Here is a 25813-nt window from a genome sequence, read left to right as displayed (position 1 = left end):
CAGTAAACTTGGTGCCGAGTATTTTGACAAAAAATATGGTCGAGGCGCAGATGGATATGTTGAAGGTGATAAGAACTATTTTGATATAGTTTCTTTTTATAAAGAAAAAACGCGATCTCCATATATAAATCCGAGAGAAGGTAATTATAATATTAAAAGAAAATTTCCTATAACAGGTTCACGTGGTTCTTGTTCTGATTATATTATTCCGGGAGTTTCCATGGGATTTCCTTTATTGTTTGTATTTTGAAACTTTACGTATATGAAAGCATTGGTAAAAATATTTTTTGTGTTGGTGATGTGCTGTGGAATATCGGCATGTTACCCGTTCCCACCTTTTTTTACTGTGAGAAACCATTCACGTGATACTATATTTTGTGATTTTTTTGAATTTAAAGATACATCGGAATTATCTACTATATATAAGGACTTAATGGGATATGGTGGAATAAAAATAGCTCCCAATAGTAGTTATGTTTCAGAAATGTCTTATCAAGATTTTGATGATACTTACCACGGATGGGGTAGATGTAGAGTGGTTGTATACATCGTAAAGCAATCTACATTGGAGAAGTCTGATTGGGATTCTATAAGGGAAAACTATATTTATGACAAGCGGTATATATTTACCATAGAAGAATTGGACAGGATGAAGTATATAGTCAATTATCCGTACAATCAGCCGGTAAGACATGATGGCGGAGGACGCCAATGTGATTGCGAGTCCATAGAAAAACCGTAAATAATGTTTTTGTATGTATATTAAATTTAGTGATTAGCGAAAATTGTTTTAACTTTATAGTGCTGAATTACAAAGTATTACAAACAATAATCGCTATGTTCACCGATGACAAAGTTATAGAATTATTTTGTATGGCCGATGACTTTTGTAGGTTTTTTTGATGCTATAAATGCTCTATGGAATGGTTCTTTAGATTCAAACTGCATCTGATTTGCAACGAGAAAGGAGAATTACTAAACTTCATAATAACTCCGGGAGATGTGGATGAGAGGAACCATTGGAATACTAGTATTTTATCGAATTTATCTATGGCAAATTGGTTGCGGACAAAGGGTACATCGGCAAGAATCTTTTCAAACGGCAGTTCTCGGTGCCACGGGGGCGGTTCAGGCGATGGCCTGACGGTGACGGCAGAGATAATGCGATGATGGCATGCGGGAGTGACGGCCGGTAAGTGTGGCTGTTGTTTCCGCATGCCTTGTTTGTGTAGGCGGTATATAAAAAGTATTGTCGGTCGAATCATAATAAAATAAAAATAAATGCACAGTTGTTCGTTTATTCCGTTGATTTTAAGTATCTTTGTCCGAATTTTATTTTTTTAGATGTTTTTAATATAAAGATGAACGTAATTACAAAAAGTGTTCAATTGCCTGATGGAAGAACCATCACGATTGAAACCGGGAAAGTGGCAAAACAGGCTGACGGAAGCGTTGTTCTGCGTATGGGCAACACAGTGCTTTTGGCCACTGTTTGTGCCGCAAAGGATGCAGTTCCCGGAACCGATTTCATGCCTTTGCAGGTTGACTACAAGGAGCAGTATGCCGCTGCGGGACGTTTCCCCGGCGGATTCACCAAGCGCGAGGGCAAGCCGGGTGACAACGAGATTCTTACATCCCGTCTTGTAGACCGTGTGCTTCGTCCGCTGTTCCCCTCAAACTATCACGCCGAAGTGTTCGTAAACGTGATGCTTCTCAGCGCCGACGGTGTAGACCAGCCCGATGCATTGGCCGGATTTGCCGCTTCAGCCGCTTTGGCTTGTTCAGATATTCCGTTTGAGTGCCCCATCAGCGAGTGCCGCGTGGCCCGCATCGGTGGCGAGTACGTTATCAACCCCACTTTCGAGCAGATGAAAGAGGCCGACATGGACATCATGGTAGGTGCGTCGGCCGAAAACATCATGATGGTGGAGGGCGAGATGAAGGAAGTTTCAGAACAGGATATGATAGGTGCCCTCAAGGCAGCCATGGCCGCTATCAAGCCCATGTGCGAAATGCAGGTTGAGTTGTCGAAGGAGCTTGGCAAGGATGTGAAGCGCGAGTACTGCCACGAGGTGAACGACGAGGAGCTGCGCGAGCAGATAAAGACGGAATGCTACGGCAAGGCTTACGACGTGACACGTCAGGCTCTTGACAAGCATGCACGTGCCGAGGCATTCGAGAAGATTCTGGAAGACTTCAAGGAGGCTTACGCTGCCGCCCACACCGAGCTGACAGAGGATGAGCTGGAGGAGAAATGCGCCATGATGGACCGCTACTATCACGATGTGGAGCGCGATGCCATGCGCCGCTGCATCCTTGACGAGGGTATACGTCTGGACGGCCGCAAGACTGACGAGATACGTCCGATATGGTGTGAGGTAAGTCCGCTGCCCATGCCTCACGGAAGTTCAATATTCACACGTGGCGAGACGCAGAGCCTGTCTACATGTACGCTCGGGACCAAGCTCGACGAGAAGCTGGTGGACGATGTGCTGGACAAGAGCTATATGAAATTCCTGCTGCACTACAATTTCCCACCGTTCTGTACGGGTGAGGCCAAGGCTCAGCGTGGTATAGGCCGTCGCGAAATCGGTCACGGACATCTGGCATGGCGCGGACTGAAAGGTCAGATACCTGAGGACTTCCCCTACACAGTGCGTGTGGTGAGCCAGATTCTTGAGAGCAACGGCTCGTCGTCGATGGCTACGGTATGTGCCGGAACACTGGCTCTGATGGATGCCGGTGTGCCGATGAAGAAGCCCGTGAGCGGTATTGCCATGGGACTTATCAAGAACCCAGGTGAGGACAAGTATGCCGTGCTCTCGGATATTCTCGGCGACGAGGACCATTTGGGCGACATGGACTTCAAGACTACCGGAACGAAAGACGGTCTGACAGCCACACAGATGGATATCAAGTGCGACGGTCTGAGTTTCGAGATTCTTGAGAAGGCTCTCATGCAGGCCAAGGCCGGGCGCGAGCACATTCTCGGAAAGCTGACAGAGACTATCGCCGAGCCGCGTGCCGAGATGAAGCCGCAGGTGCCGCGTATCATCCAGATGGAGATTCCGAAAGAATTTATCGGAGCCGTGATAGGCCCGGGCGGAAAGATTATCCAGCAGATGCAGGAAGATACGGGCGCCACTATCGTCATCGACGAGATAGAGGGTGTAGGCAAGGTTCAAGTGAGCGGACCGAACAAGGAAAGTATTGACGCTGCGATAAGCAAGATTCGTGCCATCGTTGCCATACCCGAAGTGGGCGAGGTATATGAAGGAACGGTACGTTCGGTTATGCCTTATGGTTGCTTTGTTGAGATTATGCCCGGTAAGGACGGTCTGCTGCACATTTCCGAGATTGACTGGAAGCGCCTCGAGACGGTTGAGGAAGCCGGCATCAAGGAGGGTGACAAGATAAAGGTGAAACTGATGGAGATTGACCCGAAGACGGGCAAGTACAAACTCTCTCACCGTGTTCTTATCGAGAAGCCTGCCGACTATGTGGAGCGTCCCGCACGCCGTGAGCGTGGCGACCGTCCCGAGCGCGGAGAACGTCGTCAACGTCCTGAGCGTGGAGGTGACCGCCGTCAGCGTCAGGACCGTGGTGAGCGTGCTCCGCAGCGTCCTTCACTGGGCGACATCATGCCTCAGGAGAACAACGAGCCGAAGGATTTCAACGACTCGTTGGACAAGATGGATTTCTAAAGACAAAATCTATAACATAATAATTAATCAGAATCACCCCGCAACGACATCGTGAGATGTGTGTTGCGGGAATTTTTTTGTTTTATTCTGATTTGTGCGTCCGAAATGTTTCGATTGATGTATTTAAAGTGTTCATATCCATGCGCGTTTTCTCGCCATGGCAGAGCTGAAACAAGTTTCACTCTGCTTATCGTTGATTAATGAAAACGTCGGGCTCTTTTCTATAATTTGTTATATGATACTTGTTTATTGAAAAATATTGTGTATCTTTGCCATCGGTTCTCGAATAATCTTGTCATAAGGCTTGACCGGACAAAGAGACGGTTGTGCCGGATGACAGAAGAGCCCATGCCGAAGTTGCCGTGATATGTTACTGCAAAGGACATTGACGGTGACGGATGCGGTGGGAAGGGGACCGCCATATTGGAAAAGCGTTTATCATGCGCTTTGTTCCTGACGCATTGGAATCTCGCAAATTTCAGGTATAGTCATGAACATGGCAACGGTAGATGCTCATGGGATGTTTTATAGACATTCCCGTATCGTTGTATTCATGCCATTGTGTGTCACAGTGCGCAGGGGTATGATGTATGGGATTATTGTATAAATCATCGGCGTGGGTTCTGCGTTGCTCGTTCTACTATACCGGGCAAATGCGAGAGCCTCAATGCGTGGAACGGGTGACAGTGGTCGGATTCCCACGCTCTTTTGTATGGTGAAATGAAAATGTAGTTTTACAATAATCAAATCATTATTATTATCATCTTCTTGCTTGGGAGTCGGAGAGGCTGAAAACTAACTTTTACAGTTATGAAAAGAAATTTTTTAGTGGCTATAATGACCGTTGTGTCGGTCTTTATGGCAAAGGCTCAGAACAATGAATTGCCTATGGCAACGTTGGAACATGGCGATCAGACATTGGTGTTTACGGGTGTCGATGCTTTTACGGCGGCGTATGCCGCAGCCGGTGACAAAGGCGATGTGATAACGTTGTCATCGGGTGTGTTTAATTTTACTATTAATGGGGCGAAACCCTTTTCCAAATCGCTTACAGTGCGTGGTGCCGGATTTGAAGACGATGCGGCAACAGGAACGAAAGCTACGGTGGTAAACAATGGTCTGACCATAGGCAATGAGGAAATAACAAGTTATGACGATGATGGCAATCCGGTTGTAAATGTGCGTAAGGCGGACGGTTGTAAATTTGAGGGAATATCGTTTAAGAATAAAGAAATAAATATCCAAAATGGGATGAATGACATAACATTCATAAAATGTAAATTTGGTGATATTACAGCAGGAAGTTATATTCAAGAGAATAAGAAAAACGGTTTTGTAAGCAGTTTCACAATAAGGCAGTGTGTGTTTTGGAGAATTAATCCGTATAGGATTATGGGTGAAAATTATAGTATCACGATTCAGAATTTATATGTCACCAATTCTCATTTCTCGTATATAGGCGGTTTCGCTTCAACAAGTACAATCAAAGTGGACCATAGTGTTGTTACAGAAGAAAACAAACACGCCATTCTATTTGCCACCAACAGTATACTGTACAGTAGTCTTAGGGCCGGTTCGACAGCAAAGAACAATATATTCGTAGGCCTTAACTCTTCGATAGGAGATGATGTTCAGGATTTTGATAACAACTGGACTTCGGTTGCCAATGCCGGCGTATGGGCTGCTGAGGGTGAAGACGGCTCGTATGCTAAGGACAAGACCTTTGAGCTGAAATATCCCAATAAATATATTGGCAACGATGGCACACAGGTGGGACTGCACGGAGGAAACTATCCGTGGAACAAGATACCCTCAATGCCGCGAATAGTGGAGAGTAACATTGATACTCGGACATCGGCCGATGGAAAGTTGAAAGTCAATATCAAGGTTGAGGCACAGACAAAAGACTGAGACTATGAAGAGACTGGTAAAAATTATGTTTCTTGCTGTCAGTGGACTGTCGACAGTGCAGTATTCTGTAGCGCAGGATGTCGCGGTACGGATGTGCGAATACTGGACAGACCGGCAGTTTGACAGTAGGAGAACAGCGGCTACGACCGGAACATGGCAGGCCTATTTGGATATGTCGGAGCTTGGCGAAGGACTGCATACATTGAGCTTCCGGGCGGCTGACAGCGAGGGGCGTTGGAGCGTGCCGTTGACGCGCTACTTTCTGCGTACCGGGCGTTCGCTTGCCGGTAATGCTGCGGCAGGATATGAAATGTGGATAGATGATGATTTCGCCAATAGAAAGAAAGGCAGTGTTGTCGGAGGCGCGGCAGCATTGGATTTGGACCTCAAATCACTACGTGCCGGTCTGCACAGACTTACGCTTAGGGTGAACGACAGTCAAGGAATGTGGAGTGACCCTCGTGTCAGCTTCTTTGTAGTGCCTGACACCTTACCGGCTGACAATGCAATATCCTCATATGCATATTGGTTCAACAGGGGGCCGCGTGTGTATGTGGAAGTGGAACCGGGAAATCCCCTTGTCATATCAGACTTATGGATAGACGTGAAAGATGTCGTGCCCAATGAGATTCCTTCCGACTACCGATTTGATGCAGAAAAGGAAACGGTGTATTGTGATGACAATGTATTCTTCGGCATTGAGGCTTACGACATGACTGGCCGGTCTACTCAGGCGGTGTTGTCGGATGAATTTCTGATGACAGTACCGGTAAAGCCGGACTTTATCGACCTTGACAATGGTAAAGTCGTTACATTCGATGCACCTGGAGCGGGATATGTCAGCGGGTTCCGTATGCATGCGGCTGCAGGCGATAGTCTTGTGTGGACTGTAAGTCCGATGTGCGATGTAGATATATATGCCTCTGACGGAAGTAGGATAAAAGTTCAAGCACACAATGAAGCGGATGGAAAGGTTACGTTTGGTATGCGTGCTACCTCGGACATTACTTATGTACTTGTCCATCATGCGTCGGAAGTATCGGGTATGATGGACATTTCGTGTACTGTTGCAATGTCTTCAGCGGTATCCGGTTGCAAGACAGACGGCTGCATATTGCGTACAAGGAATGGCGCATTGGAGGTCGAGGCGTCTGAAAGCGGCTTGCTTCAAATCGTCTCTTTGACCGGCATGTCAGCATATAGCGATACGGTTCCCGTTGGCCGTAGCGACATAAAACTGTCTTCAGGGGTATATGCAATAAGTTGGAAAGGCATTCCTTTAGGTAAGGTTGTCGTTCCTTAAACCTGTTTTTTGTGAATGACTGTTGTGCGGACATAGGCATTGCAGTCAGAAAAGGCTGTACGTAAATATCAAAAAATTACGTACAGCCTTGTTTAATGCGGAAGGCTCACTGCGTTTCAGCTTCTTCAAATCGCTCTCGGCCTTGTCGGTATAGCTTATTTCATACATGGTTTTCATAAGCTGTCAAGCCAAGCATTCATTTCTTCAATATCGGTGAATGTCTTCACTTTCCCCTCCTTTGCCTGTTGCAGCGACTCGTCTATCCTTGCAAAGAATTCCTCTTTGGTCATCAGAGTGTCGTCTTCCTTTTGAGTGGCCAGCTTTTTCAGGTATTTGGCGGCCCGCTTCATCAGACCCTCGTCTTCGGCTATCGCGCCGAGACTGCGGTATATTTCGGCGTTGATTTGCATAAGTGTCATGTCGTTCCCTCCATATATTATATTCCGATTGCAAATATAGCGATTTTTTTGTTATGTGGCTGTTGTTATATGGCTTTTTGAAGACAAAAAATCGTGTTGGTGGTGATTTTGCTTAGAGGATTTTTCAATTTGGGCATTATAGCATACTGAATAGGCGTTTTTTTATAATCTACATACTCTTAGTAACGTATCATTTTTGAGACGTTACAGTGATGAAAATCCTATAACGTCTTAAAAATGAACCGTAGCGGCTGTGTCGTCTTCATAGACTGTATGTGCGTATACGTAGAAGTCTATTTCCTGCTCCCGAAGCGTTCTATCTTCGTCCGTCCGCCGTCGTTGCTCACGTCCACACCCTTTGTGTTGTGCAGATAGAGCGAGCCGCCGGTGGCCTTGTCGGTGATGGTGATGCCGCTGAGGGTGATGTTTGTTCCCTCTGATATGAGCGACGGGTTTGTGGCAGTGGCGTGGAACCCGCTGATGGTTATGCCGTCGATTGGCCGCTCAGGCAGTCCGTCCATGTAGATGGCGCGGTCGGCTCCGGCACACGTTATATTCTCGATGAATATGTTGCAGAACGTGGGCGTCGTCTCGTCCACGGTGGGCACATCACTTACCTTGTAGTTGTGCATGTCCTTGAGGAATGCGCGGCCCTCGGATGGCTTGAAGTAATACATGTCGAAGAGTATTCCTTCGTTCTTGATACGTTCCATGTAGATGTTGCGGGCAAAGATACTGTCAACTATGCCTCCGCGGTCGCGGTTGCTCTTGAATCGCAGTCCGTTGTCGGTTCCCATAAACAGACAGTCGCTCACGCTCACGCGGCGTACGCCGCCAGACATCTCGCTGCCTACTACAAATCCGCCGTGGGCATGATACACCACGCAGCTGTCGATGATGACATCGCGTGTTGGAACTCCGCGGCGGCGTCCGGCCTCGTCTCGTCCCGACTTCAGACAAATGCCGTCGTCACCCACATCGAACACGCAGCGTGACAGGTAGACGTTGCGGCATGATTCGAGGTCAATACCGTCACCGTTGGCTGCGTTATGGTCGTTGCGTACGGTACATCCTTTTATGGTGATATTGTCGCATAATTCCGGCCGCAGATTCCACATCGGTGAATTCTGGAACGTTACCCCATCCAATCTTATGCGGCTGCAGCGTATGAAGTGCAGCAGCTCCGGACGTACCATGTCCTTGTATTCTTTCCATTGGCCGGTTTCTTCGCCTACGCGTTGACGGGCGTATTCCTGCTCGTCGGGCGTCATAGGATACCAGCGGTCCTCTTTGGCGTTCATCACTCCTTCGCGGGATGTCCTGTCGCGCCATTCGTGTGTGGTGGCGTTGTTGCGCTTGAATGGACGCCAATGCTCGCCCGCACCATCTATGATGCCATGTCCGCATATCTCGATGTCGGTGGCGCCGTATGCGCATAGTGGTGACTGGCGGTGCTCGCTTCCACCGTTTCCTGTCTCTTCATTGGAGCCGAAGAGTTCGCCAAGCGATTTGTACAGACTGAGGCGCGGGTCAAATTTTATCACGGCCATATCGTCTAATTGCAGGCGTATGTGACTTTTCATGACGATTGGACCTGTGAGCCACACACCGTGGGGGACTCTGAGTGTGCCTCCGCCTCGTTCAGAGAGGCTGGCTATTGCTTTAGCAAAGGCGTCGGTACATAGTGTAAGTCCGTCGCCTTTGGCTCCGAAGTCTGTTATCGACACGCTGAGTGCCGGTATTTCCGGTTCTTCAACCGTTATGTTCACCGGTCCAGACCGGTATGTTTTAATGTTGCCTGCCATGGCATTCCCGTTAGCTGTAGCGATTGCCGTTGTCATAAGGGCGGCAATGCAGATGTCTCTGATGTTCATTTTCTAATCCGTGTTTTTAAATTGTTTGCTATGATTAGAATACGTTTCAGCCTGGTGCTTTCCCTTATTTTATATACATATTGGCAACTGGCCTGATGTTGTGTCGTTATTATATCCTGCTATAAGTTGATTTCCATGTCGCCGTCAAATCTGATTCGTTCGCGGTACATGCTTGTCACGTCGATAGTGGCATGGCCGTCGTCGGTTACCTCGATGTGATAGTGTATACGGTCATCTTCATTTCTTGTATCGAAGTCGATGCGTGTGATGTTCTTTTTGGTGCGTTCCTGTCTGTAGTTCATTGTCTGACTTTGGAAATCGAGCGGACTGCCTATACCGAATGTTGTGCGGTAGGCACGTCCGAAGTATGGCAGATACGACACGACGTTGTTGCCGTCCACTTTCAGCTCATATATGCCTGTGAGTGAAATCATACGTCCTCGTGCGGTGTAGGCTGTTTGCACGTTGATTGTATAGTTGCGGACGGCTGTGGTGTCAGCCATCCATACGGATTTGCCTGATGTTGTCACTGATACATCCTCTGCCGTCTTTTCCGCAGTTTCGTTATTTTGCCCTGTCGTATATCCTACAGTACTGTCTACGGTGGTGCACGACGCCATTATTATGGCCGCAACTATCATCATTACGGCTGTCATGGCCATCAATATAGTGATAGGCCCCATCATTTTTCTTTTTTCTATTTTTCTTGTCTCGTTCATGTTTACCTCCTTTCAGTTATTGTTTGTCTCCTTTCCGTATGTCGTCTACGTTTTTAATTCTGTTTTATTTTGCATTTTTCCGGAATGCCAAAGTTGTTAAATGGTATTCTTATCCACCATGTTTGATAAAAACGGCATTCTCTTCTGCAAATATAGTTATTACATTCCTCAATATATGTGTCAGGATTGAGTAATTAGTATAAATTCTTATTTTTTGTGTTCTTGAAAACGCTTTTTATGGTTGATAAATGCTTATTTTGAATATGGATATCAAAAACTTTGCAGAAGTTGCCAGTAACACAAGAAAAATCGTAACTTTGTATTTGGTAACCATTGAGTTCTATATAGACTTTTTGTTTACCGCAAAGTAACCGAGAAGTTCGTGATTATCGGAATTCCATAATGCTGTTTTGTCGAACTCACATATGGATGGATTCGCCTTTCCGTAGCTTCTTTTGAGTATGTATATTTATGGCCAGCATTAATGTTAGATATGGCGAATATTTATTTTGAACTGTTGCAAATAGCTATAGGGGAGAGGAAGATGTTGTCACGGTCTTTATCCGACAACGATTGGCAACGGATGTTCATCTTCTGCAAACGGCAGGCGTTGTTGGGAGTCTGCTTTTCCGGTGTAGAGAAATTGTATGGTTTGGGGGAGTCTTGTCCATTGGATTTATGGATGAAATGGTATGGGTATGCCGTTAGGATAGAAACACTGAACCAAAAGTTGAATATGCAATGTCGTGAACTGACTGCACAGATTGAAAACGATGGTTTCGGGTGTTGTGTACTTAAAGGACAAGGCAATCTGCTGAATTATTCTGAGAATATAAGATATAGACGTAATCCCGGTGATATAGACTTGTGGGTGAGTTCTCGTTTTATGAGAGATGCAGGGACGGAGGCTGGCATGTGTTCTGAAAATTCCATTAAAGGTATGGTGGTAGAAAACGATGCAAAATCTGTATCATGCTATGGTTGTAGAGACGTGATTCGATATGTCAGAAACCAGTACCGTCAGTCGGCTGCAGGTAAGAGGGTGAAGATTTGTTACCATCACATAGAGGCCCCATCTGTTGACGGGACGCATATAGAGGTGCACTATAGGCCTGCGTTTATGTATTCTCCGTTAAGAAATATCCGTTTGCAGCGTTGGTTTGCATTCAACATGGATGAATGCGTGAAGAATAGGACATGTATGGGCTTTTCCGTTCCTACAGCATCGGTTAATGTGGTGTATCATATGTGCCATCTGTTTTCGCATTATTTTGAGACAGGATTGGGATTGCGCCAACTGATGGACTATTACTTTGTGTTGATGGCATGGCATAATGACTGCATGGATAGTAATAATACTCAGTTTAATGAACTGTTGGCTGAGGGAATAGGCAAGAACTGCATGTCAAAGGAAGAAGTGATGCATACGCTGAAATCTTTTGGCGTGGCAAAATTTGCGGCTGCTGTGATGTGGGTGCTGCATGAAGTTTTTGCAATGTCTTCTCGCTATTATATATGTGAGCCGAACGAGAAGGAGGGGCGGAGGTTACTGGATGAAATAATGCGAGGTGGCAACTTCGGACAATACGATATGCGTTGTATGGCATTGAAAAATGGCGGCACAATAAAACATGGTATATGGAAACTGAAGCGTATTGCAGGATTGGTGCGCGGCTATCCCGAACATGCTCTATGTGAACCGTTTTTCAGGGTATGGCACTTGGGGTGGAGGATGATTCATTGATCCGCTCTGTTTCTATTGGTTGTATAATGGATGCAAACAGTAAAGTCAAGTATTCGCAGCCCCCCAAAAAAAAGATAGGGCATCCCAAAATCCAATGCCTCTGAATCTCATTTTGCAGTTACAAAAAAGAGGATTGAAAAATCAATCCTCTTTTTCTTTTGGTCGGGATGAGGCGACTCGAACGCCCGACCCCTACGTCCCGAACGTAGTGCGCTACCAACTGCGCTACATCCCGATTTCCTAAAAGCGAGTGCAAAGTTACGGCTTTTTTTTGAAACTAATGCAAATTTTTAGAGAAAAATTTGCAGATTCCATAAAAAACACCTACCTTTGCACTCGCAAATAGCAAAAGTGCAGTTGGTGCCATAGCTCAGTTGGTAGAGCAAAGGACTGAAAATCCTTGTGTCCCCGGTTCGATTCCTGGTGGCACCACATTAAAAAATCGTGAATAATCTAAGAATAGATTATTCGCGATTTTTTCGTTTAGAGTTTTGACTCTTTTTGCAGTTGCCCATTTTATAAAATGATGGATATCCGATTGGACTGTCATATCCATAATGTTCTGTCTTTCTGTTCATTTATGGCTGGGCTTTGTTTATGGATCATGCAAAATAACATTTTGCTGCTTTCCGACGCCAATAGGGCCACTGGAAAGGGATTGGCACCATTGCCATATAGGTAAAAAGATCATGCTGTTATAGATTTACGATTTCCATAACATGGTTTCAAAGCGTCGGGATGGATTTGCTACGTGGTTTCTGTCTCTTCATTACCGGATGTTCTGATGCCCAGCATATTTTCCATTATGGCCAGGTCGCTCTTTACTTCACCCTGCAGCAGATAGGCCTCCTTGCGTTTCACGAGGTTGTCGTATATGTCGCGGGCTTTCGGCTCGTCATGGTCCATGAAGAGTGCTATGGCGCATAGTATCCGTTCTTTTGACGACATCACCTTGCGATAGGCGCTGATGTATTTCTTCAGTTCGTCACTGTATAGTTGTATAGCCTTTTCGGTGTTTCCGGTAATCAGTGACAGGAAGACGAGTTCGCATGCGATTTCGTCGGCATATAGTTTGATAATCTCGCTTTTGTGTGAGTATAGCTCTTCGAAAGCCGACAGGGCCTCGTGCCATTTCATCTCGTCGACCAGCCGCGAGGCATTGGCGATAGGGATGGCCACTTCCATCGGATTGGAATAGTCTGTATCGTTGTCTTCGCCAAACAGCTCCTTTGGCATGTCTTTGGGGCGTACACCTTCTTGTAGCAAGGCGTTCAGCCGCAGTTGCAGGGCCAATGCCCGCTTACCTTTAGTGTTGTTGTGCAGTGCGAGGATATTGTGACCGTCGTTGCCTATTCCGTTGATTTTCATCGGAATGGTATTTGTGAGAATGATGAATATGTCTGTAATGATGAATATCACTGCAAACTCTTTGACGAATGGGTGTGACGGCAGCCACAGTGCGGGCAAGACGGCAAAGAGTGCCAACAAGTTGGCTATGATGCCTCCGGCATTGTATAACATCGTGGGCATCTTGGTTTCGGACATGTCGGGAGGTGTTAGCAGACATTGGCCGCCGGTTCCGGCTACGCTGAAACGCTTTATGCGTATTCTGTTGTTGTGCTTAATGAACGTGATATTGAATATCCGGAATGATACAAATCTGTAGCCTGTAAGCAGTCCGCAGACAAGGTGGCCGGCCTCGTGCAGCAGAATTAGAATCGGGATGGAGACAATAAAACAGAGCACCCCGACCGATGCAGATACAATGGCATCGGTGATGTCGATTCTTGTGAGTTTTCCGATGAATTCCTGAATGGTGGTATCGGTGAATAGAACTATGGCTGCAGTGGATATAGTCATGCCGATAATGCCGCCGAGCAAAAGGCTTGAGAGGATTTTGATTGCTTTTTTCAGTATTGACATATGTTTGTGTTTGGGGCTATACGCAAAATGCACGTATCGGAAAGTGGGAGATGTGTCGGTGGGGTGTGGTATATTGTGTCTGGTGATGACAGTAAGACAAAAGGGTATGCGGTAAGTCAAGTTTACCGCATACCCTTTCTATACAGTCTCTGCAAGAGATTCCATAAGGATAACATTCTTCTGTCGGATTACAGTTTCTGCTGTACTTCGATCTCAGTGAATGTCTCGATGATGTCACCCTCCAGAATATCGTTGAAGTTGACAAGGCTGATACCACACTCGAATCCTGTGGGCACCTCTTTCACATCGTCCTTGTAACGTTTTAGTGCGCTGATGTCGGCTGTGTGTACAACTATTCCGTCGCGCACCACGCGGGCACGGTCGCTGCGGTGTACCTTGCCTTCGGTGACAATCGCACCGGCAACAGTTCCCACTTTGGATATCTTGAATACCTGTCTGACCTCAACCTGACCGGTGACAACCTCTTTCTTTATCTTTTCAAGCATGCCCTCCATGGCAGACTTGATGTCTTCGATGGCGTCGTAGATGATGGAGTAAGTATTGATTTCCACGCCTTCGTTGTCGGCCAGTTTGCGTGCCGATGCCGACGGACGCACCTGGAAGCCCACGATTAGAGCGTCTGAAGCATATGCCAGTTGCACGTCGTTCTCTGAAATCTGTCCCACGGCCTTGTGTATCACGTTCACCTTTATCTTCTCTGTGGAGAGCTTGATGAACGAGTCGCTCAGAGCCTCGACAGAACCGTCGGTGTCTCCCTTGACGATGAGGTTGAGCTCCTTGAATGAGCCGAGGGCTATGCGGTGGCTGATGTCGGCCAGTGTGAGGCGTGTCTGTGTGCGCAGACCTTGCTCGCGTTGCAGACGCTCGCGTTTGCCTGCTATCTCCTTGGCTTCCTGCTCAGTCTCCATTACATGGAATGAGTCACCTGCCGTAGGTGCTCCGTTCAGACCGAGTATTATCGCGGGTTCAGCCGGAGCAGCCTTATCTATGCGCTGGTTACGTTCGTTGAACATGGCTTTGATACGGCCGTAGCTTGTTCCTGCCACAACGTAGTCACCCTGTTTGAGCGTACCGTTGCTCACGAGCACGGTCGACACGTATCCGCGGCCCTTGTCGAGCGAAGACTCGATGATGGAGCCCGAAGCGCGGCGGTTCGGATTGGCTTTCAGTTCAAGCATTTCCGCTTCAAGAAGCACTTTTTCCAACAGTTCGTCCACACCGATACCTTTCTTGGCAGAGATTTCCTGACACTGATACTTGCCGCCCCATTCTTCTACGAGCAGATTCATCTGTGACAGGTCCTCACGTATCTTGTCGGGGTTTGCACCGGGCTTGTCTATCTTGTTGATGGCAAATACCATCGGTACGTTGGCAGCCTGTGCGTGGGCTATGGCCTCACGTGTGGTCGGCATGACACTGTCGTCGGCCGCGATGATGATGATTGCGATGTCGGTAACCTGTGCACCACGGGCACGCATGGCCGTGAATGCCTCGTGGCCTGGAGTGTCGAGGAACGTTATCTGGCGTCCGTCCTGCAGTGTCACATTGTATGCACCGATGTGCTGGGTGATTCCACCTGCCTCTCCGGCAATGACATTTGTATTGCGTATGTGGTCGAGCAGTGATGTCTTGCCATGGTCGACGTGTCCCATCACGGTCACGATGGGGGCGCGTGGCAGCAGGTCGCTTTCGTCGTCGGCCTCCTCGTTGATAGCCTCGCTGACTTCGGCACTTACATATTCTGTCTTGAAACCGAATTCATCGGCTACTATATTTACGGTTTCCGCATCGAGACGCTGATTGATCGATACCATTATGCCGAGGTTCATGCACGTGCCTATGACTTTGTTTACAGGTACGTTCATCATTGTTGCAAGTTCGCTCACGGTTACAAATTCCGTAAGTTTCAGAGTCTTGCTTTCTGCCTGCTCTTCGCGCATCTCTTCGTTCAGGCGTTCCTGGACGGCTTCACGCTTCTCGCGACGATATTTGGCGCCTTTCTTGTTTTGGGTAGCCTTGTTTGTGAGTCTTGCAAGCGTTTCCTTAACCTGGCGTGCCACGTCTTCTTCGTTCACTTCCAGTGGCTTGGCCGGCTGGTTGCGGTTCTTGCGGTTTTTGCGGTTGTTCTGGCGGTCTCCGGCATGATTGTTGTTGCCCTGCGGGCCTGCATTTCCTGTTCCCGGCTTGCCGTTTTTGTTCTTCTTGTTCTGTGTGGCCTGTCCGCTTGTCTGCTTTGCGGCAGCCTCGATGTCCACACGTTCCTTTCCTATGCGTACACGCTTTTTGCGCTCAGCTCCGCCGCGTTGCTGTGCGGCTTTCTCCTCTCGTTCTTTGCGGCGCTCCTCTTTCGATTTCTTCTTCGGACGAGTGCTTTGGTTGAGTGCGTCAAGGTCTATTTTTCCCAACACGTTCACTTTGGGAGCCATCTTTGCCTCACTCTTAAGGGTGAATATCTTCGGCTCGCTGCTTGCCTGTTGTTTCTCTGTACCGCTCTCTTCTGCAGGTTTGGGTTTTGTGGATTCTGCTTTTGTTTCAACAGACGTTTTGGGCTGTTCTGCTGTTTGCTGTTGTTTTGCCTCTGTGGATTTGGGTTGGGATTTTTTCTCGTTCTGTTGCTTGGCCTCAGGCTTTCTCGCTTCTGCAGCTTTAGGCTGAGGCTGTTCTGCTACAGGTTTATCCTCCTTTCGTGATTTTTCTTGTGTTTGCACGGTGGAGTTTGTTGCAGATGCCTCTGCTGTCTTTGCCTTTTGCAGATCTGTGGTTTCGGCTTTTTTTTCTTCTACCTTGATGTCGGCAGACTGTTTCTTAGGTTCTGTAGTTTCCGTATTGGATGATTTTGAGGTCTTCTTTCCCATATTGTCAAGATCAATCTTTCCCAATGGCTTGAACAGCGGACGCTGCTCGAGCAACTCCTCTGCCTTGGTGACCTTCTTGTCGGCTCTCTTGTCTTTGGTCTTTTTGGCGAATATTTTTTCAGCCTCGCTCTTCACGTCCTTGTCACCTTTGAATTTTTGTACGAGCGCACGATACTGCTCGTCGGTGATTTTGGTGTTCATGTTGGCGTCGTCTTTTATTTCGCCAAGATTTTTCTCGTTTTTCAGGAATTCGACTGCCGTCTGAAGTCCTATATTCAATTCTGTTAATACTTTATTTAATCTGATGGCCATACTTTATTATTTTAAAGGTAAAAAAGTAAAAAAGGTAAGACGGCGGCGATTGTCTGTGTGAGTTTTTCGCGTCTGCCTTTTAGCTTTATACTTATTTTACCGTGTTAGTCTGATAGCGTTGTTTTCTTACCTTCTTTACTTTTTTACCTTTTTACCTTTATTCAAACTCGGCTCTGAGCACTCCGAGTACATAGTCGACCGTCTCCTCTTCGAGATCGGCTTTCTCTATGAGCATTTCGCGCGGAGCATTGAGCACGGCCTTGGCCGTATCGAGCCCCATTGCTTTGATGGCGTCTATGATCCATTGGTCGATTTCATCGGAGAACTCGTCCAGATAGATGTCCTCATCGGCTTCGGTGTCGCTAACCACGCGGAATACGTCGATAGTAAACTCGGTGAGCATGGATGCCAGTTTGATGTTCATTCCGCTACGGCCGATGGCAAGCGATACCTGGTCGGGTTGCAGATATACTTCGGCTTTACGGTTCTCCGTATCGAGCGTAATGCTCGAAACCACGGCCGGACTGAGGGCGCGCTGTATGAAGAGCTGGGTGTTGCTTGAATAATTGATGACATCGATGTTCTCGTTGCATAGTTCGCGTACAATACCATGCACTCGGCTTCCTTTCACACCCACACAGGCACCTACCGGGTCTATGCGCTCGTCATAGCTCTCTACTGCCACTTTAGCTCTCTCTCCCGGCATACGTGCCACGCGACGGATGGTGATGAGTCCGTCGTTGATTTCAGGTACCTCGGCCTCAAGCAGGCGTTCCAGGAATTGGGGGCTGGTACGGCTCAGGATGATGCGCGGGTTGTTGTTTTCGTTGTCTACGCGCAACACGATGGCCCTGACCGTTTCGCCCTTGTGGTATGAATCTGACGGTATCTGTTCGCTCTTGGGCAGATGTAGTTCGTTGCCTTCGTCATCGATGAGTAGTACTTCGCGTTTCCACATCTGATATACTTCGCCGCTGACGATGTTTCCAACTTTGTCTTTGTACTTGTTGTACAGTGAATCGTGTTCCAGCTCAAGGATTTTTGATGCCAATGTCTGGCGCAGGTTAAGGATGGCGCGACGACCGAACTTGCTGAAATTGACTTCCTCGCTTACTTCTTCGCCTACCTCATAGTCGGGTTCGATCTTTTGTGCGTCGGTCAGGGAAATCTGTTTGTTTTCATCCTGAACTTCACCGTCGGCCACTACCATGCGGTTGCGGTGTATCTCAAAGTCGCCCTTGTCGGGGTTCACTATCACGTCAAAGTTCTCATCGCTTCCGAACAACTTGGAAATCACGTTACGGAAACTCTCCTCCAGAACGCTCACCAGCGTGGTGCGGTCGATGTTTTTCGTCTCTTTGAACTCCTGGAAGGTCTCAATCATGCTTGGTCCCTTCTCATCTTTCTTTGTTGCCATAGCTCTTTACTTGAAACTTAATAGGTGTTTTGTATATTTTACATTGTTCATATCTAAAGTGTAGTCAACGTCGGCTATCACGGGGCGTTTTTTGCCTTCCACCTTTTGTTTCTCCTTTACCGTCACCACAAAGCTGCTGCCTTCTACCGAGCGGAGTATGCCTTGCATTTTTCTGCCTTCGTCCGTTAGTACTTCAATTTCTTTGCCGATGTGGTTCTCGTACTGCTTGGCCACCTTGAACGGCTGGCCTATTCCGGCCGAACCGACTTCGAGCTCATATTCGCCGATCTCGTCGCCGATACGTTCCTGTATCAGCCGGCTCAGTTCCGCACAGTCTTCTATCCACACTCCGTCGGCATGGTCAATCTCGACGATGATGCGGTTGTCGGGAGTGATGCAGACATCGACAAGGAAATATTCGCCTTTCTGAAGCCATTCCTCAACGATGGTCTTAACTACGTTACTGTCTATCATACGTGTTGTTAGGGATTATTAAAATGAAAATGAGGAGCTTTCGAAAAGCCCCTCATTCCACTGAACGCTGCAAAGATACGAAAAATATTGTTAATGGGCAAATGTTATTCAAAAAATATGCATAAAAATATCCGTATTCATTACTTTATTGCTCCATATTGTCCATTCTGTTACAATAAAATGGACGTAAGACCTCCATGTGAAACTGATGTCAGTAACCTACCCGGTAATGTCAACTGTCAATTATGGAAAAGTCTCCAATCGTCCGTTTCTCACTATCGAAATTGATGGCTACCTTTACAATCGGTAATCCGCATAGTGCGAAGCGCGACGGATAGTCCTTCAGGTCAATTTGATGCATGGCGGCTGTGGACGACCGGTTGAGCTTGAGTTCTATTATATATAAGGTGGTGGCTGTGCGCAGTACCATGTCTACGCGGCCGCGCGGTGTGCGCACCTCCACGTCGACATAATGGCCCAACAGACTGAATATGATATATAGCATCTGCTGGTAGTGGCCCTCGTAGTCGGTGTTGTCGCAGTAAGGCACGGTGAGCAGGAACTCCTGTAGCATGCGCAAAGCCTCGTTCATGTTGTCGCGGCGTATGGCCGCAGACATCTCGGCCATTGTGGTGAGTCCGATTTCTGTATTCTCGTTGAGGTAATTCGGCAGCAAGCTCTGCATCAGCCCCACGCGTATCTCACGGTTGGGAATATCGAGCGTGTACAGGTCGGAATCCTCATCATAGTCTTTTATGGTTATGTATCCACTTTGGTAAAGTAACGGAGTTATGCTCGTCATGTGCTCGGTGGGAGCGTCGAAACTTGATGCAAGCGCCTTGGAATTACCAATGCGCGACGGTGCCACATTGAACTTGCGCAGCATCTCTATTAGGTATGTGGGCGTTCCGCTGCCGAACCAGTAATCTTTGAATTTCATGTCGGCCATGGCGTTCATCAGACTGAAAGGATTGTAGATGTCGGGCGACGGCCATGTGAAATGATAGCCGTCGTAACGTTCTTTCAGTTTTGCCATAACCTCGTCGTGAGTGATGCCGAGCTTTTGGCCGACATTGTCTATATGTCCGCTCATCTGAGTGCGTATCTCGTCTTCCGTTATGCCGCAGATGGCGGCAAACGGCTCGTCCATACTTATATTCTTGATATTGTTCAACTCGCTGAATATGCTGAGCTGCGAGAATTTTGTGATGCCGGTGAGGAAGACGAATCTCAGATATGGGTCGCAAGCCTTTAGCGGCGAGTAGAAGTTGCGCATCACGTTACGCAGAACCGGCAGATCGCCGTCTTCGTGCATCACGTCGAGCAGTGGTGCGTCGTACTCGTCGATAAGCACTACAACCTGACGTCCGGTCTGTTCGTAGGCACGCTCAATCAGTGAAGTCAACCGGTCGTTAGGCGTTACGGCCTCGTTGAAGATGCCATACTTTTCTTCGTATCGGCCGAGCTGGAAGCGCAGCATGGCCTCTAATGTCTCCTTGTCTACATGCTTTGCACGGCTCATGTCGAAGTGCAGCACGGGATATTCGTTCCACTCCGTCTCCAACTGCTCGATGGCGAGGCCTTTGAACAGTTCGCGGCACCCCTCGAAATAGCTGCGGAAGGTGGACATAAGCAGCGACTTGCCGAAACGGCGCGGGCGGCTCAGAAAGTAATATTTGGCTTCCGAGTGTGCTAGATTGTATATATACTCAGTCTTGTCTATATACAACAGATTCCTGTTGATTATCTCAGAAAATGTCTGTATGCCTACCGGGCATCGTTTCAGTTGCTGCTCCATAGTCGTTGTATGTTATGTCGTGAATGCCTTGGGGTTATTTGCTCTTTGCGGGTGTCAGCACTTTGGCGTATTCCTTGGGGTCGTTGAGCAGCCGTTCGGCCTCTTTCAGTTGCTTGTCGTCATTGAGGGCCGCTTCTACTGCTCCGGCCTGATAGTAGTATGCAGAGATGATGTCCTGCTCGAGCATCTGGCGGATTATGTCCTTGTTGCGCTCCAGGTCGCGCGCCACATCGTGTTTGAGCTTTGTCTTGAGCGCTTCAAACTCGGCGCTCGCGTCGTCATAGTATCCTTCGAAGCGTGCCAGTTTGACAAGTTCTTCCAGTTTTTTTCCGCTCATGGGGTCGTAGGTGAAACCGCTCTTTTGCACGCGTTGTTTGAAGTCGTCGAACTCAGCGTCGGTGAGATGGAATTCTGAGGCCGGTGCGATGGTGGGGTGGGCGGCTATATAGTCGATCACGTAGTCCAACATCACCTCGGTGGAGTCTATCCGGTCAAGGTATATGGCAATGTTTGGCAGCGTGTCTGCTGCAATCTCCATGTCAGGTTTGATGCCTCCGCCGTCGCGCACCTCACGTCCGGCGCGTGTATGGAACACGTGTGTCAGGCTGTCGGCAATGCGTTCGCGGTAGCCTCCGTCCGAGTGTTTATAGTTGATGGCCTGTATGCAGCGTCCGCTCGGTATGTAGTATTTGGCGGTGGTCATTTTCAGGTTGGCGTTGTAGGGCAGTTCTATCATGGGTGACTGTACCAGTCCTTTGCCGTAGGTGCGTGTGCCCATCACTACGCCGCGGTCGAGGTCCTGCAACGAGCCGGCCGTGATTTCGCTTGCACTGGCTGTCTCTCCGTTTACCAGCACCACGATTGGCATTACCGTGTCTACCGGTTCCAGACGTGTCTTGTATTTATGGTCAGACTGGCGTAGTTTGCCTCGTGTCTCTACGAGCGTCAGTCCGCGCGGCACCCACATGTTTATTATGTCGACAGCCTCCTGAAGCGAGCCGCCGCCATTGCCGCGCAGATCGAGCACAAGTCCCTTGGCTCCCTGTTTCTTCAAGTCTATGAATGCGCGGCGCATCTCGCGGGCACATCCTTCGGGAAAACCGTTGAGATTGATGTATCCGATGCGGCCCGGTCTCATGCCGTAGTAAGGTATCTCGGGCAGTTTGATGCTTTTGCGCGTTATCTTGATGTCCATGGTCTTGTCTGTCGACGGGCGCTTGATTTTCAGTATGAAACTAGTGCCGGCATCTCCGCGCAGACAGCTGCTTACGTGGCTTACGTTCTTGTCGGTCATTACAGAGTCGTCTATGCTAAGGATGATGTCGCCCTTACGCAGTCCGGCTTCGGCGGCGGGCATGCCCTCATACGGCTCGTCCACTATCACGCGCTTCAGTTTCTGGTTGTATCGTATGAGCGCCCCCATACCGGCATATTTTCCTGTAAGCATCATCTTGAGGTCTTTGGTGTTTTCCTCGGGATAGTATTCGGTGTAGGGGTCGAGGCTGCGTAGCATGGCATTGATGCCGGTGCCTATCACTTCGGCGGCATTGAGAGTATCGACGTACATAAGGTCGAGATTCTTATATATATTGTTGAATATATCCAGATTCTTTGCCACTTCGAAGTTGTGGTCCTTGGATTTCTTTCCGCTCTCCTGAGCTCCCACCGTCAGCATGGTCATGCAGGCGAGCGCTATTGTCATTATTCGTTTTCTCATATAAAAACTGTTTGTTGTGTGAAACTGTTGTCGGTTATGAGTGCAAAGTTACTACAAAAAAGTGAAATGCGGAAAGATATAGTGATAGAATTGAGTTACAAGGGTTTTGGTTGAAGTGGCGATAATCCGTGAAGCCATTACAATCCCTGCCGAAGCCAAATCCTGACGCCGCTACGTTACTTGTTCGTAACCATGCCCGAAAATGCGACAAACGGGTACGAATAGCGAAACAAGGCTCTAAGGAATAGTGAGTTATCCATAACTCATGCGAAAAATCAGGTTACGGAAAAAGATTGCGCCGTTCCTCCCCGTTTTGCGTACCAACACCGGACTCTTCACCAACTAATTTTGAAACCCAAAAATTAAGGACAATGAAGAGTACATTTTCAGTAATCTACTACCTCAAGCGTCAGGTAGTGAAAAAGGACGGGACAGTTCCCGTCATGGGACGCATCACGGTGGACGGCAGCCAGACACAGTTCAGCTGCAAACTGACTGTCGATCCGAAACTGTGGGACACCAAAGGTGGACGTGTCACGGGCAGAAGCACGGCGGCACTCGAAACGAACCGTATGCTTGACAAGATGCGGGTACGCATCAACAGGCATTATCAGGAAATCATGGAGCGTGACAACTTCGTCACGGCGGAGAAGGTGAAGAACGCCTTTCTCGGACTGGAACACCGCTACCACACGCTGATGCAGGTGTTCCGCCAGCACAACGAGGACTACGAGAAGCAGGTGGAGGCAGGCATGAAAGCCAAAGGCACGCTGCTGAAGTACCGCACCGTTTACAAGCACATGCAAGAGTTCCTCGACATCCGCTACCATGTGAAGGACATCGCCCTAAAAGAGCTTACCCCGGCTTTCATCTCCGACTTCGAGATGTTCCTGCGCACGGACAAGCACTGCTGCACCAATACCGTGTGGCTGTACGTCTGCCCGTTACGGACGATGGTATTCATCGCCATCAACAACGAGTGGCTGACGCGCGACCCGTTCCGCGAGTATGAAATCAAGAAGGAGGAAACAACACGCAGTTTCCTGACCAAAGATGAGATCCGCCTGCTGATGGAGGGGAAACTGAAAAACGCCAAACAGGAATTGTACCGCGACCTCTACCTGTTCTGCGCCTTCACGGGGCTGTCGTTCGCGGATATGCGCAACCTTACGGAAGAGAATATCCGCACCTACTTCGACGAACACGAGTGGATAAACATCAACCGCCAGAAAACGGGCGTGGTGTCCAACATCCGCCTGCTCGACATCGCCAACCGCATAATCGGCAAATACCGGGGACTGTGCGGGGACGGCAGGATATTTCCCGTTCCGCATTATAACACGTGCCTTGCCGGTATCCGTGCCGTCGCCAAGCGTTGCGGCATCACCAAGCATATCACGTGGCATCAGAGCCGCCACACGGCAGCCACGACGATATTCCTCTCCAACGGTGTTCCCATCGAAACGGTCAGCTCCATGCTCGGACACAAGAGCATAAAGACGACGCAGATTTACGCAAAGATAACCAAAGAGAAGCTCAATCAGGACATGGAGAACCTTGCCGCAAGATTGAACGGCGTCGAGGAATTTGCAGGTTGCACCATCTAAAAAGAAAAGCCATGAAACGTGACACAATCATCATCGAGGACAAGGCAGTCAGCGTAACCGGTAACGACGTGTGGATGACCGCCACCGAAATAGCCGGATTGTTCCATACGACCGTCCCGGCAGTGAACGCCGCCATCAGAGCCGTCCGCAAGTCGGACGTGCTGAACGACTACGAGGTGTGCCGCTACATGCAGCTTGAAAACGGGCTGCACGCGGACGTGTACGCCCTTGAAATCATCATCCCGGTCGCTTTCAGGGTGAATACCTACAACACCCACCTGTTCCGCACATGGCTGGTGGGAAAGGCACTCTCACAAGAGAAACGGCAGACATACGTGATGTTCATACAGAACGGAAAAGCCGGGTATTGCTGATTGCACATACCCCATAAGACAAGTAAACGGGTAGCACCACAAAAGGTGTCACCCGTTTACTTTTTCATGAAACCGCCTCACTCCAGCGGCTTGCGGTAGTTCGCTTCCAGTACCCCGCGCAGCCCCGTTTCCGGGTAAAGCACCTTCCCTCCCAAAAGTATGAAGGGCAACACGCGGTTGTTGCGGTATTCCTGCAAGGTGCGCCGGCTCACACGGAGCAGTTCCGACACCTCGCCGTCCGTCAGGTAACGTTCCCCGTCCAGCGGAGGACGGTAGCTTTCCAGAAATGCGGACAGCCATTTCGAGCCTTTGCGCATATCCTGCACCACAGAGGCTATCGGCTCGTCTTCCATCGTAAAAACATCGTTGTTCTCGTTCATCATAACTTCGGATTCAGTGGGTGAATAAATCAAATCATCTGCCGTGCGGATAGAGCGTGCCGACAAGCGGTATCAGCCGCTTCACCTCCTCTGGCTTGTAATAGAACCTGCGGTTTATCTGCGAGTAGCCGATAAGCCGCCTGTCACGCAGCGTCTGCAACGTGCGCGGGCTTATTCTCAACTGCCCGCAGACCTCCTCGCCCGTGAGCCATCTTTCCATGCGCCCCGTGTCGCTTTTGCGCCTCAGGGCGGCGACCTTCTCCGAGAGTGCGCCGAATGCCGCCACCATCATCTCGAAAGTCTTTTTCTCGATAGATACTATTTCCATATTCATGTCATTTAGAGTTTGCCGCAAAGGTAACGAAACGGCATACAAGACGTATCGTTTTCCGCTGAAAGGCTGCCTGTTGCGCCGTTTGACCGGGTTACGGAGCCATCTTCCGCAAAAATCTTACGTGAGTCACGTAGTGAGTTGTTAAAGCCCCTTTTGTTTATTGCCGAATTTTGTCGCAGAAACAAAAAGAAAGGACTGAACATGAAAGTGATAACAATGGAAAGTTCCGCCTACAAGGAGATGATGGCGCAGATTGCGAACATCGCAGGGTACATCCGCGAGGCAAGGGACGAGAAGAAACGGAAGCGGGAAACCGAAGACAAGCTGCTTGACACGGCACAGGCGGCGAAGATGCTCAACGTGAGCAAGCGCACCATGCAGCGTATGCGCACCGACCACCGTATCGAGTATGTGGTGGTACGCGGAAGCTGCCGCTACCGCCTTTCCGAGATACTGCGGCTATTGGAGGACAACACAGTAAGGAACGAGGAAGGGACAATAGACACCCTGTTCCACAACCACACGCTGCGCACGGGCGGCAAACCAAAAGGAAGGAGGACATAGGTCATGGAACTGCTCACACGAAACAACTTCGAGGGCTGGATGCAGAAGCTGATGGAACGGCTCGACCGTCAGGACGAACTGCTGCTGGCGATGAAGGCTGAGGGGAAACAGCCCACTATCACGGAAAGCATCCGCCTTTTCGACAATCAGGATTTGTGCATGTTGCTCCAGATAAGCAAACGCACCCTCCAACGCTACCGCAGCGTAGGCGCATTGCCCTACAAGACGCTGGGCAAGAAGACCTATTACAGCGAGGAGGACGTGCTGACATTCCTTTCCAACCATATCAAGGACTTCAAAAAGGAAGATATAGCCTTCTACAAGGCTCGTATCCATAATTTCTTTCATAAATAACCCATTAAA

General features: G+C 48.6%; 21 protein-coding genes, 2 tRNA genes and 1 pseudogene. 12 read left to right on the top strand and 12 right to left on the bottom strand.

Features of this window, described 5'->3' with window-relative positions:
- From HPS55_RS11365 to HPS55_RS11340, 6 genes and pseudogenes are all read left to right on the top strand, one after another.
- Positions 1 to 250, top strand: a 250-nt coding sequence (locus HPS55_RS11365; RefSeq protein WP_172324962.1) for a hypothetical protein, incomplete at its 5' end; no start/stop codon positions are given.
- 234 nt (positions 251 to 484) lie between these two features.
- The gene (locus HPS55_RS11360) at positions 485 to 742 is read left to right on the top strand and encodes a hypothetical protein (protein ID WP_172174861.1); all 258 of its coding nucleotides are present in this window, start codon (positions 485 to 487) and stop codon (positions 740 to 742) included.
- 167 nt (positions 743 to 909) lie between these two features.
- Positions 910 to 1109, top strand: a pseudogene (locus HPS55_RS14260) (transposase); the annotation flags it as partial.
- A gap of 252 nt (positions 1110 to 1361) precedes the next feature.
- Positions 1362 to 3704, top strand: coding sequence for a polyribonucleotide nucleotidyltransferase (pnp, locus tag HPS55_RS11350; protein WP_172174864.1), 2343 nt, complete (start codon positions 1362 to 1364; stop codon positions 3702 to 3704).
- An 810-nt stretch (positions 3705 to 4514) separates the two neighbouring features.
- Positions 4515 to 5615 (top strand): hypothetical protein, encoded by a 1101-nt coding sequence (locus HPS55_RS11345; RefSeq protein WP_172174867.1) that lies wholly within the window; start codon positions 4515 to 4517, stop codon positions 5613 to 5615.
- A gap of 4 nt (positions 5616 to 5619) precedes the next feature.
- The gene (locus HPS55_RS11340) at positions 5620 to 6918 is read left to right on the top strand and encodes a hypothetical protein (protein ID WP_172174870.1); all 1299 of its coding nucleotides are present in this window, start codon (positions 5620 to 5622) and stop codon (positions 6916 to 6918) included.
- Between the two features lie 173 nt (positions 6919 to 7091).
- On the opposite strand, the gene HPS55_RS11335 is transcribed toward HPS55_RS11340, so the two are convergent.
- The 3 genes from HPS55_RS11335 to HPS55_RS11325 all read right to left on the bottom strand — a co-directional run bounded on the left by HPS55_RS11335 (position 7092) and on the right by HPS55_RS11325 (position 9930).
- Positions 7092 to 7337 (bottom strand): prevent-host-death protein, encoded by a 246-nt coding sequence (locus tag HPS55_RS11335; protein ID WP_172174873.1) that lies wholly within the window; start codon positions 7335 to 7337, stop codon positions 7092 to 7094.
- 293 nt (positions 7338 to 7630) lie between these two features.
- Positions 7631 to 9211: a glycoside hydrolase family 28 protein gene (locus tag HPS55_RS11330; protein ID WP_172174876.1), complete on the bottom strand. Its 1581-nt coding sequence runs from the start codon at positions 9209 to 9211 to the stop codon at positions 7631 to 7633.
- Positions 9212 to 9330: 119 nt separating this feature from the next.
- Positions 9331 to 9930 (bottom strand): DUF4251 domain-containing protein, encoded by a 600-nt coding sequence (locus HPS55_RS11325; protein WP_172174879.1) that lies wholly within the window; start codon positions 9928 to 9930, stop codon positions 9331 to 9333.
- Positions 9931 to 10423: 493 nt separating this feature from the next.
- Between HPS55_RS11325 and HPS55_RS11320 the strand changes: the two genes are divergently transcribed.
- On the top strand, positions 10424 to 11674 hold the full coding sequence (locus HPS55_RS11320) for a nucleotidyltransferase family protein (RefSeq protein WP_172174882.1): 1251 nt from the start codon (positions 10424 to 10426) through the stop codon (positions 11672 to 11674).
- Positions 11675 to 11833: 159 nt separating this feature from the next.
- On the opposite strand, the gene HPS55_RS11315 is transcribed toward HPS55_RS11320, so the two are convergent.
- Positions 11834 to 11909 (bottom strand) — tRNA-Pro (locus tag HPS55_RS11315).
- A 124-nt stretch (positions 11910 to 12033) separates the two neighbouring features.
- Here HPS55_RS11315 and HPS55_RS11310 point away from each other — a divergent pair.
- Positions 12034 to 12106, top strand: a tRNA-Phe gene (locus tag HPS55_RS11310).
- A gap of 315 nt (positions 12107 to 12421) precedes the next feature.
- Here the strand turns inward: HPS55_RS11310 and HPS55_RS11305 are convergent.
- The 6 genes from HPS55_RS11305 to HPS55_RS11280 all read right to left on the bottom strand — a co-directional run bounded on the left by HPS55_RS11305 (position 12422) and on the right by HPS55_RS11280 (position 22191).
- A complete protein-coding gene (locus tag HPS55_RS11305; protein WP_172174885.1) occupies positions 12422 to 13597 on the bottom strand; it encodes a site-2 protease family protein in 1176 nt (391 codons plus the stop codon).
- A gap of 188 nt (positions 13598 to 13785) precedes the next feature.
- The gene (gene infB, locus HPS55_RS11300; RefSeq protein WP_172174888.1) at positions 13786 to 16785 is read right to left on the bottom strand and encodes a translation initiation factor IF-2; all 3000 of its coding nucleotides are present in this window, start codon (positions 16783 to 16785) and stop codon (positions 13786 to 13788) included.
- A gap of 157 nt (positions 16786 to 16942) precedes the next feature.
- Positions 16943 to 18202 carry a transcription termination factor NusA gene (nusA, locus tag HPS55_RS11295; RefSeq protein WP_172174891.1) on the bottom strand — a complete coding sequence of 420 codons (1260 nt, stop codon included), beginning with the start codon at positions 18200 to 18202 and terminating at the stop codon, positions 16943 to 16945.
- Between the two features lie 6 nt (positions 18203 to 18208).
- Positions 18209 to 18676, bottom strand: a complete 468-nt coding sequence (gene rimP / locus HPS55_RS11290; protein ID WP_172174894.1) for a ribosome assembly cofactor RimP — start codon at positions 18674 to 18676, stop codon at positions 18209 to 18211.
- 232 nt (positions 18677 to 18908) lie between these two features.
- Positions 18909 to 20474, bottom strand: a complete 1566-nt coding sequence (locus tag HPS55_RS11285; protein WP_172174897.1) for an ATP-binding protein — start codon at positions 20472 to 20474, stop codon at positions 18909 to 18911.
- 34 nt (positions 20475 to 20508) lie between these two features.
- The gene (locus HPS55_RS11280) at positions 20509 to 22191 is read right to left on the bottom strand and encodes a S41 family peptidase (protein WP_172174900.1); all 1683 of its coding nucleotides are present in this window, start codon (positions 22189 to 22191) and stop codon (positions 20509 to 20511) included.
- A gap of 371 nt (positions 22192 to 22562) precedes the next feature.
- Between HPS55_RS11280 and HPS55_RS11275 the strand changes: the two genes are divergently transcribed.
- Together HPS55_RS11275 and HPS55_RS11270 are read left to right on the top strand one after the other, a co-directional pair.
- Complete coding sequence (locus tag HPS55_RS11275; protein ID WP_004291422.1) at positions 22563 to 23798, top strand: site-specific integrase; 1236 nt, start codon at positions 22563 to 22565, stop codon at positions 23796 to 23798.
- An 11-nt stretch (positions 23799 to 23809) separates the two neighbouring features.
- Positions 23810 to 24172, top strand: coding sequence for a hypothetical protein (locus HPS55_RS11270; protein ID WP_004291423.1), 363 nt, complete (start codon positions 23810 to 23812; stop codon positions 24170 to 24172).
- Between the two features lie 77 nt (positions 24173 to 24249).
- Here HPS55_RS11270 and HPS55_RS11265 read toward each other — a convergent pair whose 3' ends face one another.
- Together HPS55_RS11265 and HPS55_RS11260 are read right to left on the bottom strand one after the other, a co-directional pair.
- Positions 24250 to 24555: a helix-turn-helix domain-containing protein gene (locus HPS55_RS11265; RefSeq protein ID WP_004291424.1), complete on the bottom strand. Its 306-nt coding sequence runs from the start codon at positions 24553 to 24555 to the stop codon at positions 24250 to 24252.
- Positions 24556 to 24586: 31 nt separating this feature from the next.
- Positions 24587 to 24886, bottom strand: coding sequence for a helix-turn-helix domain-containing protein (locus HPS55_RS11260; RefSeq protein WP_004291426.1), 300 nt, complete (start codon positions 24884 to 24886; stop codon positions 24587 to 24589).
- A gap of 138 nt (positions 24887 to 25024) precedes the next feature.
- Between HPS55_RS11260 and HPS55_RS11255 the strand changes: the two genes are divergently transcribed.
- Together HPS55_RS11255 and HPS55_RS11250 are read left to right on the top strand one after the other, a co-directional pair.
- Positions 25025 to 25450 (top strand): helix-turn-helix domain-containing protein, encoded by a 426-nt coding sequence (locus HPS55_RS11255; RefSeq protein WP_004291432.1) that lies wholly within the window; start codon positions 25025 to 25027, stop codon positions 25448 to 25450.
- A 3-nt stretch (positions 25451 to 25453) separates the two neighbouring features.
- Positions 25454 to 25804: a helix-turn-helix domain-containing protein gene (locus HPS55_RS11250; protein WP_004291454.1), complete on the top strand. Its 351-nt coding sequence runs from the start codon at positions 25454 to 25456 to the stop codon at positions 25802 to 25804.
- The last annotated feature ends 9 nt before the right edge of the window (positions 25805 to 25813 follow it).

The organism is Xylanibacter rodentium (assembly GCF_013166575.1).
In the GTDB taxonomy this organism is placed as follows: domain Bacteria; phylum Bacteroidota; class Bacteroidia; order Bacteroidales; family Bacteroidaceae; genus Prevotella; species Prevotella rodentium.
The sequence above is the reverse complement of the archived record's forward strand: the minus strand, read 5'-3'. Positions and strand labels throughout refer to the sequence as shown.

Excerpts from the sequence above, each read along its gene's own strand:
- HPS55_RS11270 (WP_004291423.1), top strand. The coding sequence starts at position 23,810 with ATGAAACGTGACACAATCATCATCGAGGACAAGGCAGTCAGCGTAACC.
- HPS55_RS11330 (WP_172174876.1), bottom strand. The coding sequence starts at position 9,211 with ATGAACATCAGAGACATCTGCATTGCCGCCCTTATGACAACGGCAATC.
- HPS55_RS11305 (WP_172174885.1), bottom strand. The coding sequence starts at position 13,597 with ATGTCAATACTGAAAAAAGCAATCAAAATCCTCTCAAGCCTTTTGCTC.
- HPS55_RS11250 (WP_004291454.1), top strand. The coding sequence starts at position 25,454 with ATGGAACTGCTCACACGAAACAACTTCGAGGGCTGGATGCAGAAGCTG.
- HPS55_RS11360 (WP_172174861.1), top strand. The coding sequence starts at position 485 with ATGTCTTATCAAGATTTTGATGATACTTACCACGGATGGGGTAGATGT.
- rimP (WP_172174894.1), bottom strand. The coding sequence starts at position 18,676 with ATGATAGACAGTAACGTAGTTAAGACCATCGTTGAGGAATGGCTTCAG.
- nusA (WP_172174891.1), bottom strand. The coding sequence starts at position 18,202 with ATGGCAACAAAGAAAGATGAGAAGGGACCAAGCATGATTGAGACCTTC.
- HPS55_RS11345 (WP_172174867.1), top strand. The coding sequence starts at position 4,515 with ATGAAAAGAAATTTTTTAGTGGCTATAATGACCGTTGTGTCGGTCTTT.
- HPS55_RS11335 (WP_172174873.1), bottom strand. The coding sequence starts at position 7,337 with ATGACACTTATGCAAATCAACGCCGAAATATACCGCAGTCTCGGCGCG.
- HPS55_RS11320 (WP_172174882.1), top strand. The coding sequence starts at position 10,424 with ATGGCGAATATTTATTTTGAACTGTTGCAAATAGCTATAGGGGAGAGG.
- HPS55_RS11260 (WP_004291426.1), bottom strand. The coding sequence starts at position 24,886 with ATGAATATGGAAATAGTATCTATCGAGAAAAAGACTTTCGAGATGATG.
- HPS55_RS11280 (WP_172174900.1), bottom strand. The coding sequence starts at position 22,191 with ATGAGAAAACGAATAATGACAATAGCGCTCGCCTGCATGACCATGCTG.
- HPS55_RS11265 (WP_004291424.1), bottom strand. The coding sequence starts at position 24,555 with ATGATGAACGAGAACAACGATGTTTTTACGATGGAAGACGAGCCGATA.
- infB (WP_172174888.1), bottom strand. The coding sequence starts at position 16,785 with ATGGCCATCAGATTAAATAAAGTATTAACAGAATTGAATATAGGACTT.
- HPS55_RS11325 (WP_172174879.1), bottom strand. The coding sequence starts at position 9,930 with ATGAACGAGACAAGAAAAATAGAAAAAAGAAAAATGATGGGGCCTATC.
- HPS55_RS11340 (WP_172174870.1), top strand. The coding sequence starts at position 5,620 with ATGAAGAGACTGGTAAAAATTATGTTTCTTGCTGTCAGTGGACTGTCG.
- HPS55_RS11285 (WP_172174897.1), bottom strand. The coding sequence starts at position 20,474 with ATGGAGCAGCAACTGAAACGATGCCCGGTAGGCATACAGACATTTTCT.
- pnp (WP_172174864.1), top strand. The coding sequence starts at position 1,362 with ATGAACGTAATTACAAAAAGTGTTCAATTGCCTGATGGAAGAACCATC.
- HPS55_RS11275 (WP_004291422.1), top strand. The coding sequence starts at position 22,563 with ATGAAGAGTACATTTTCAGTAATCTACTACCTCAAGCGTCAGGTAGTG.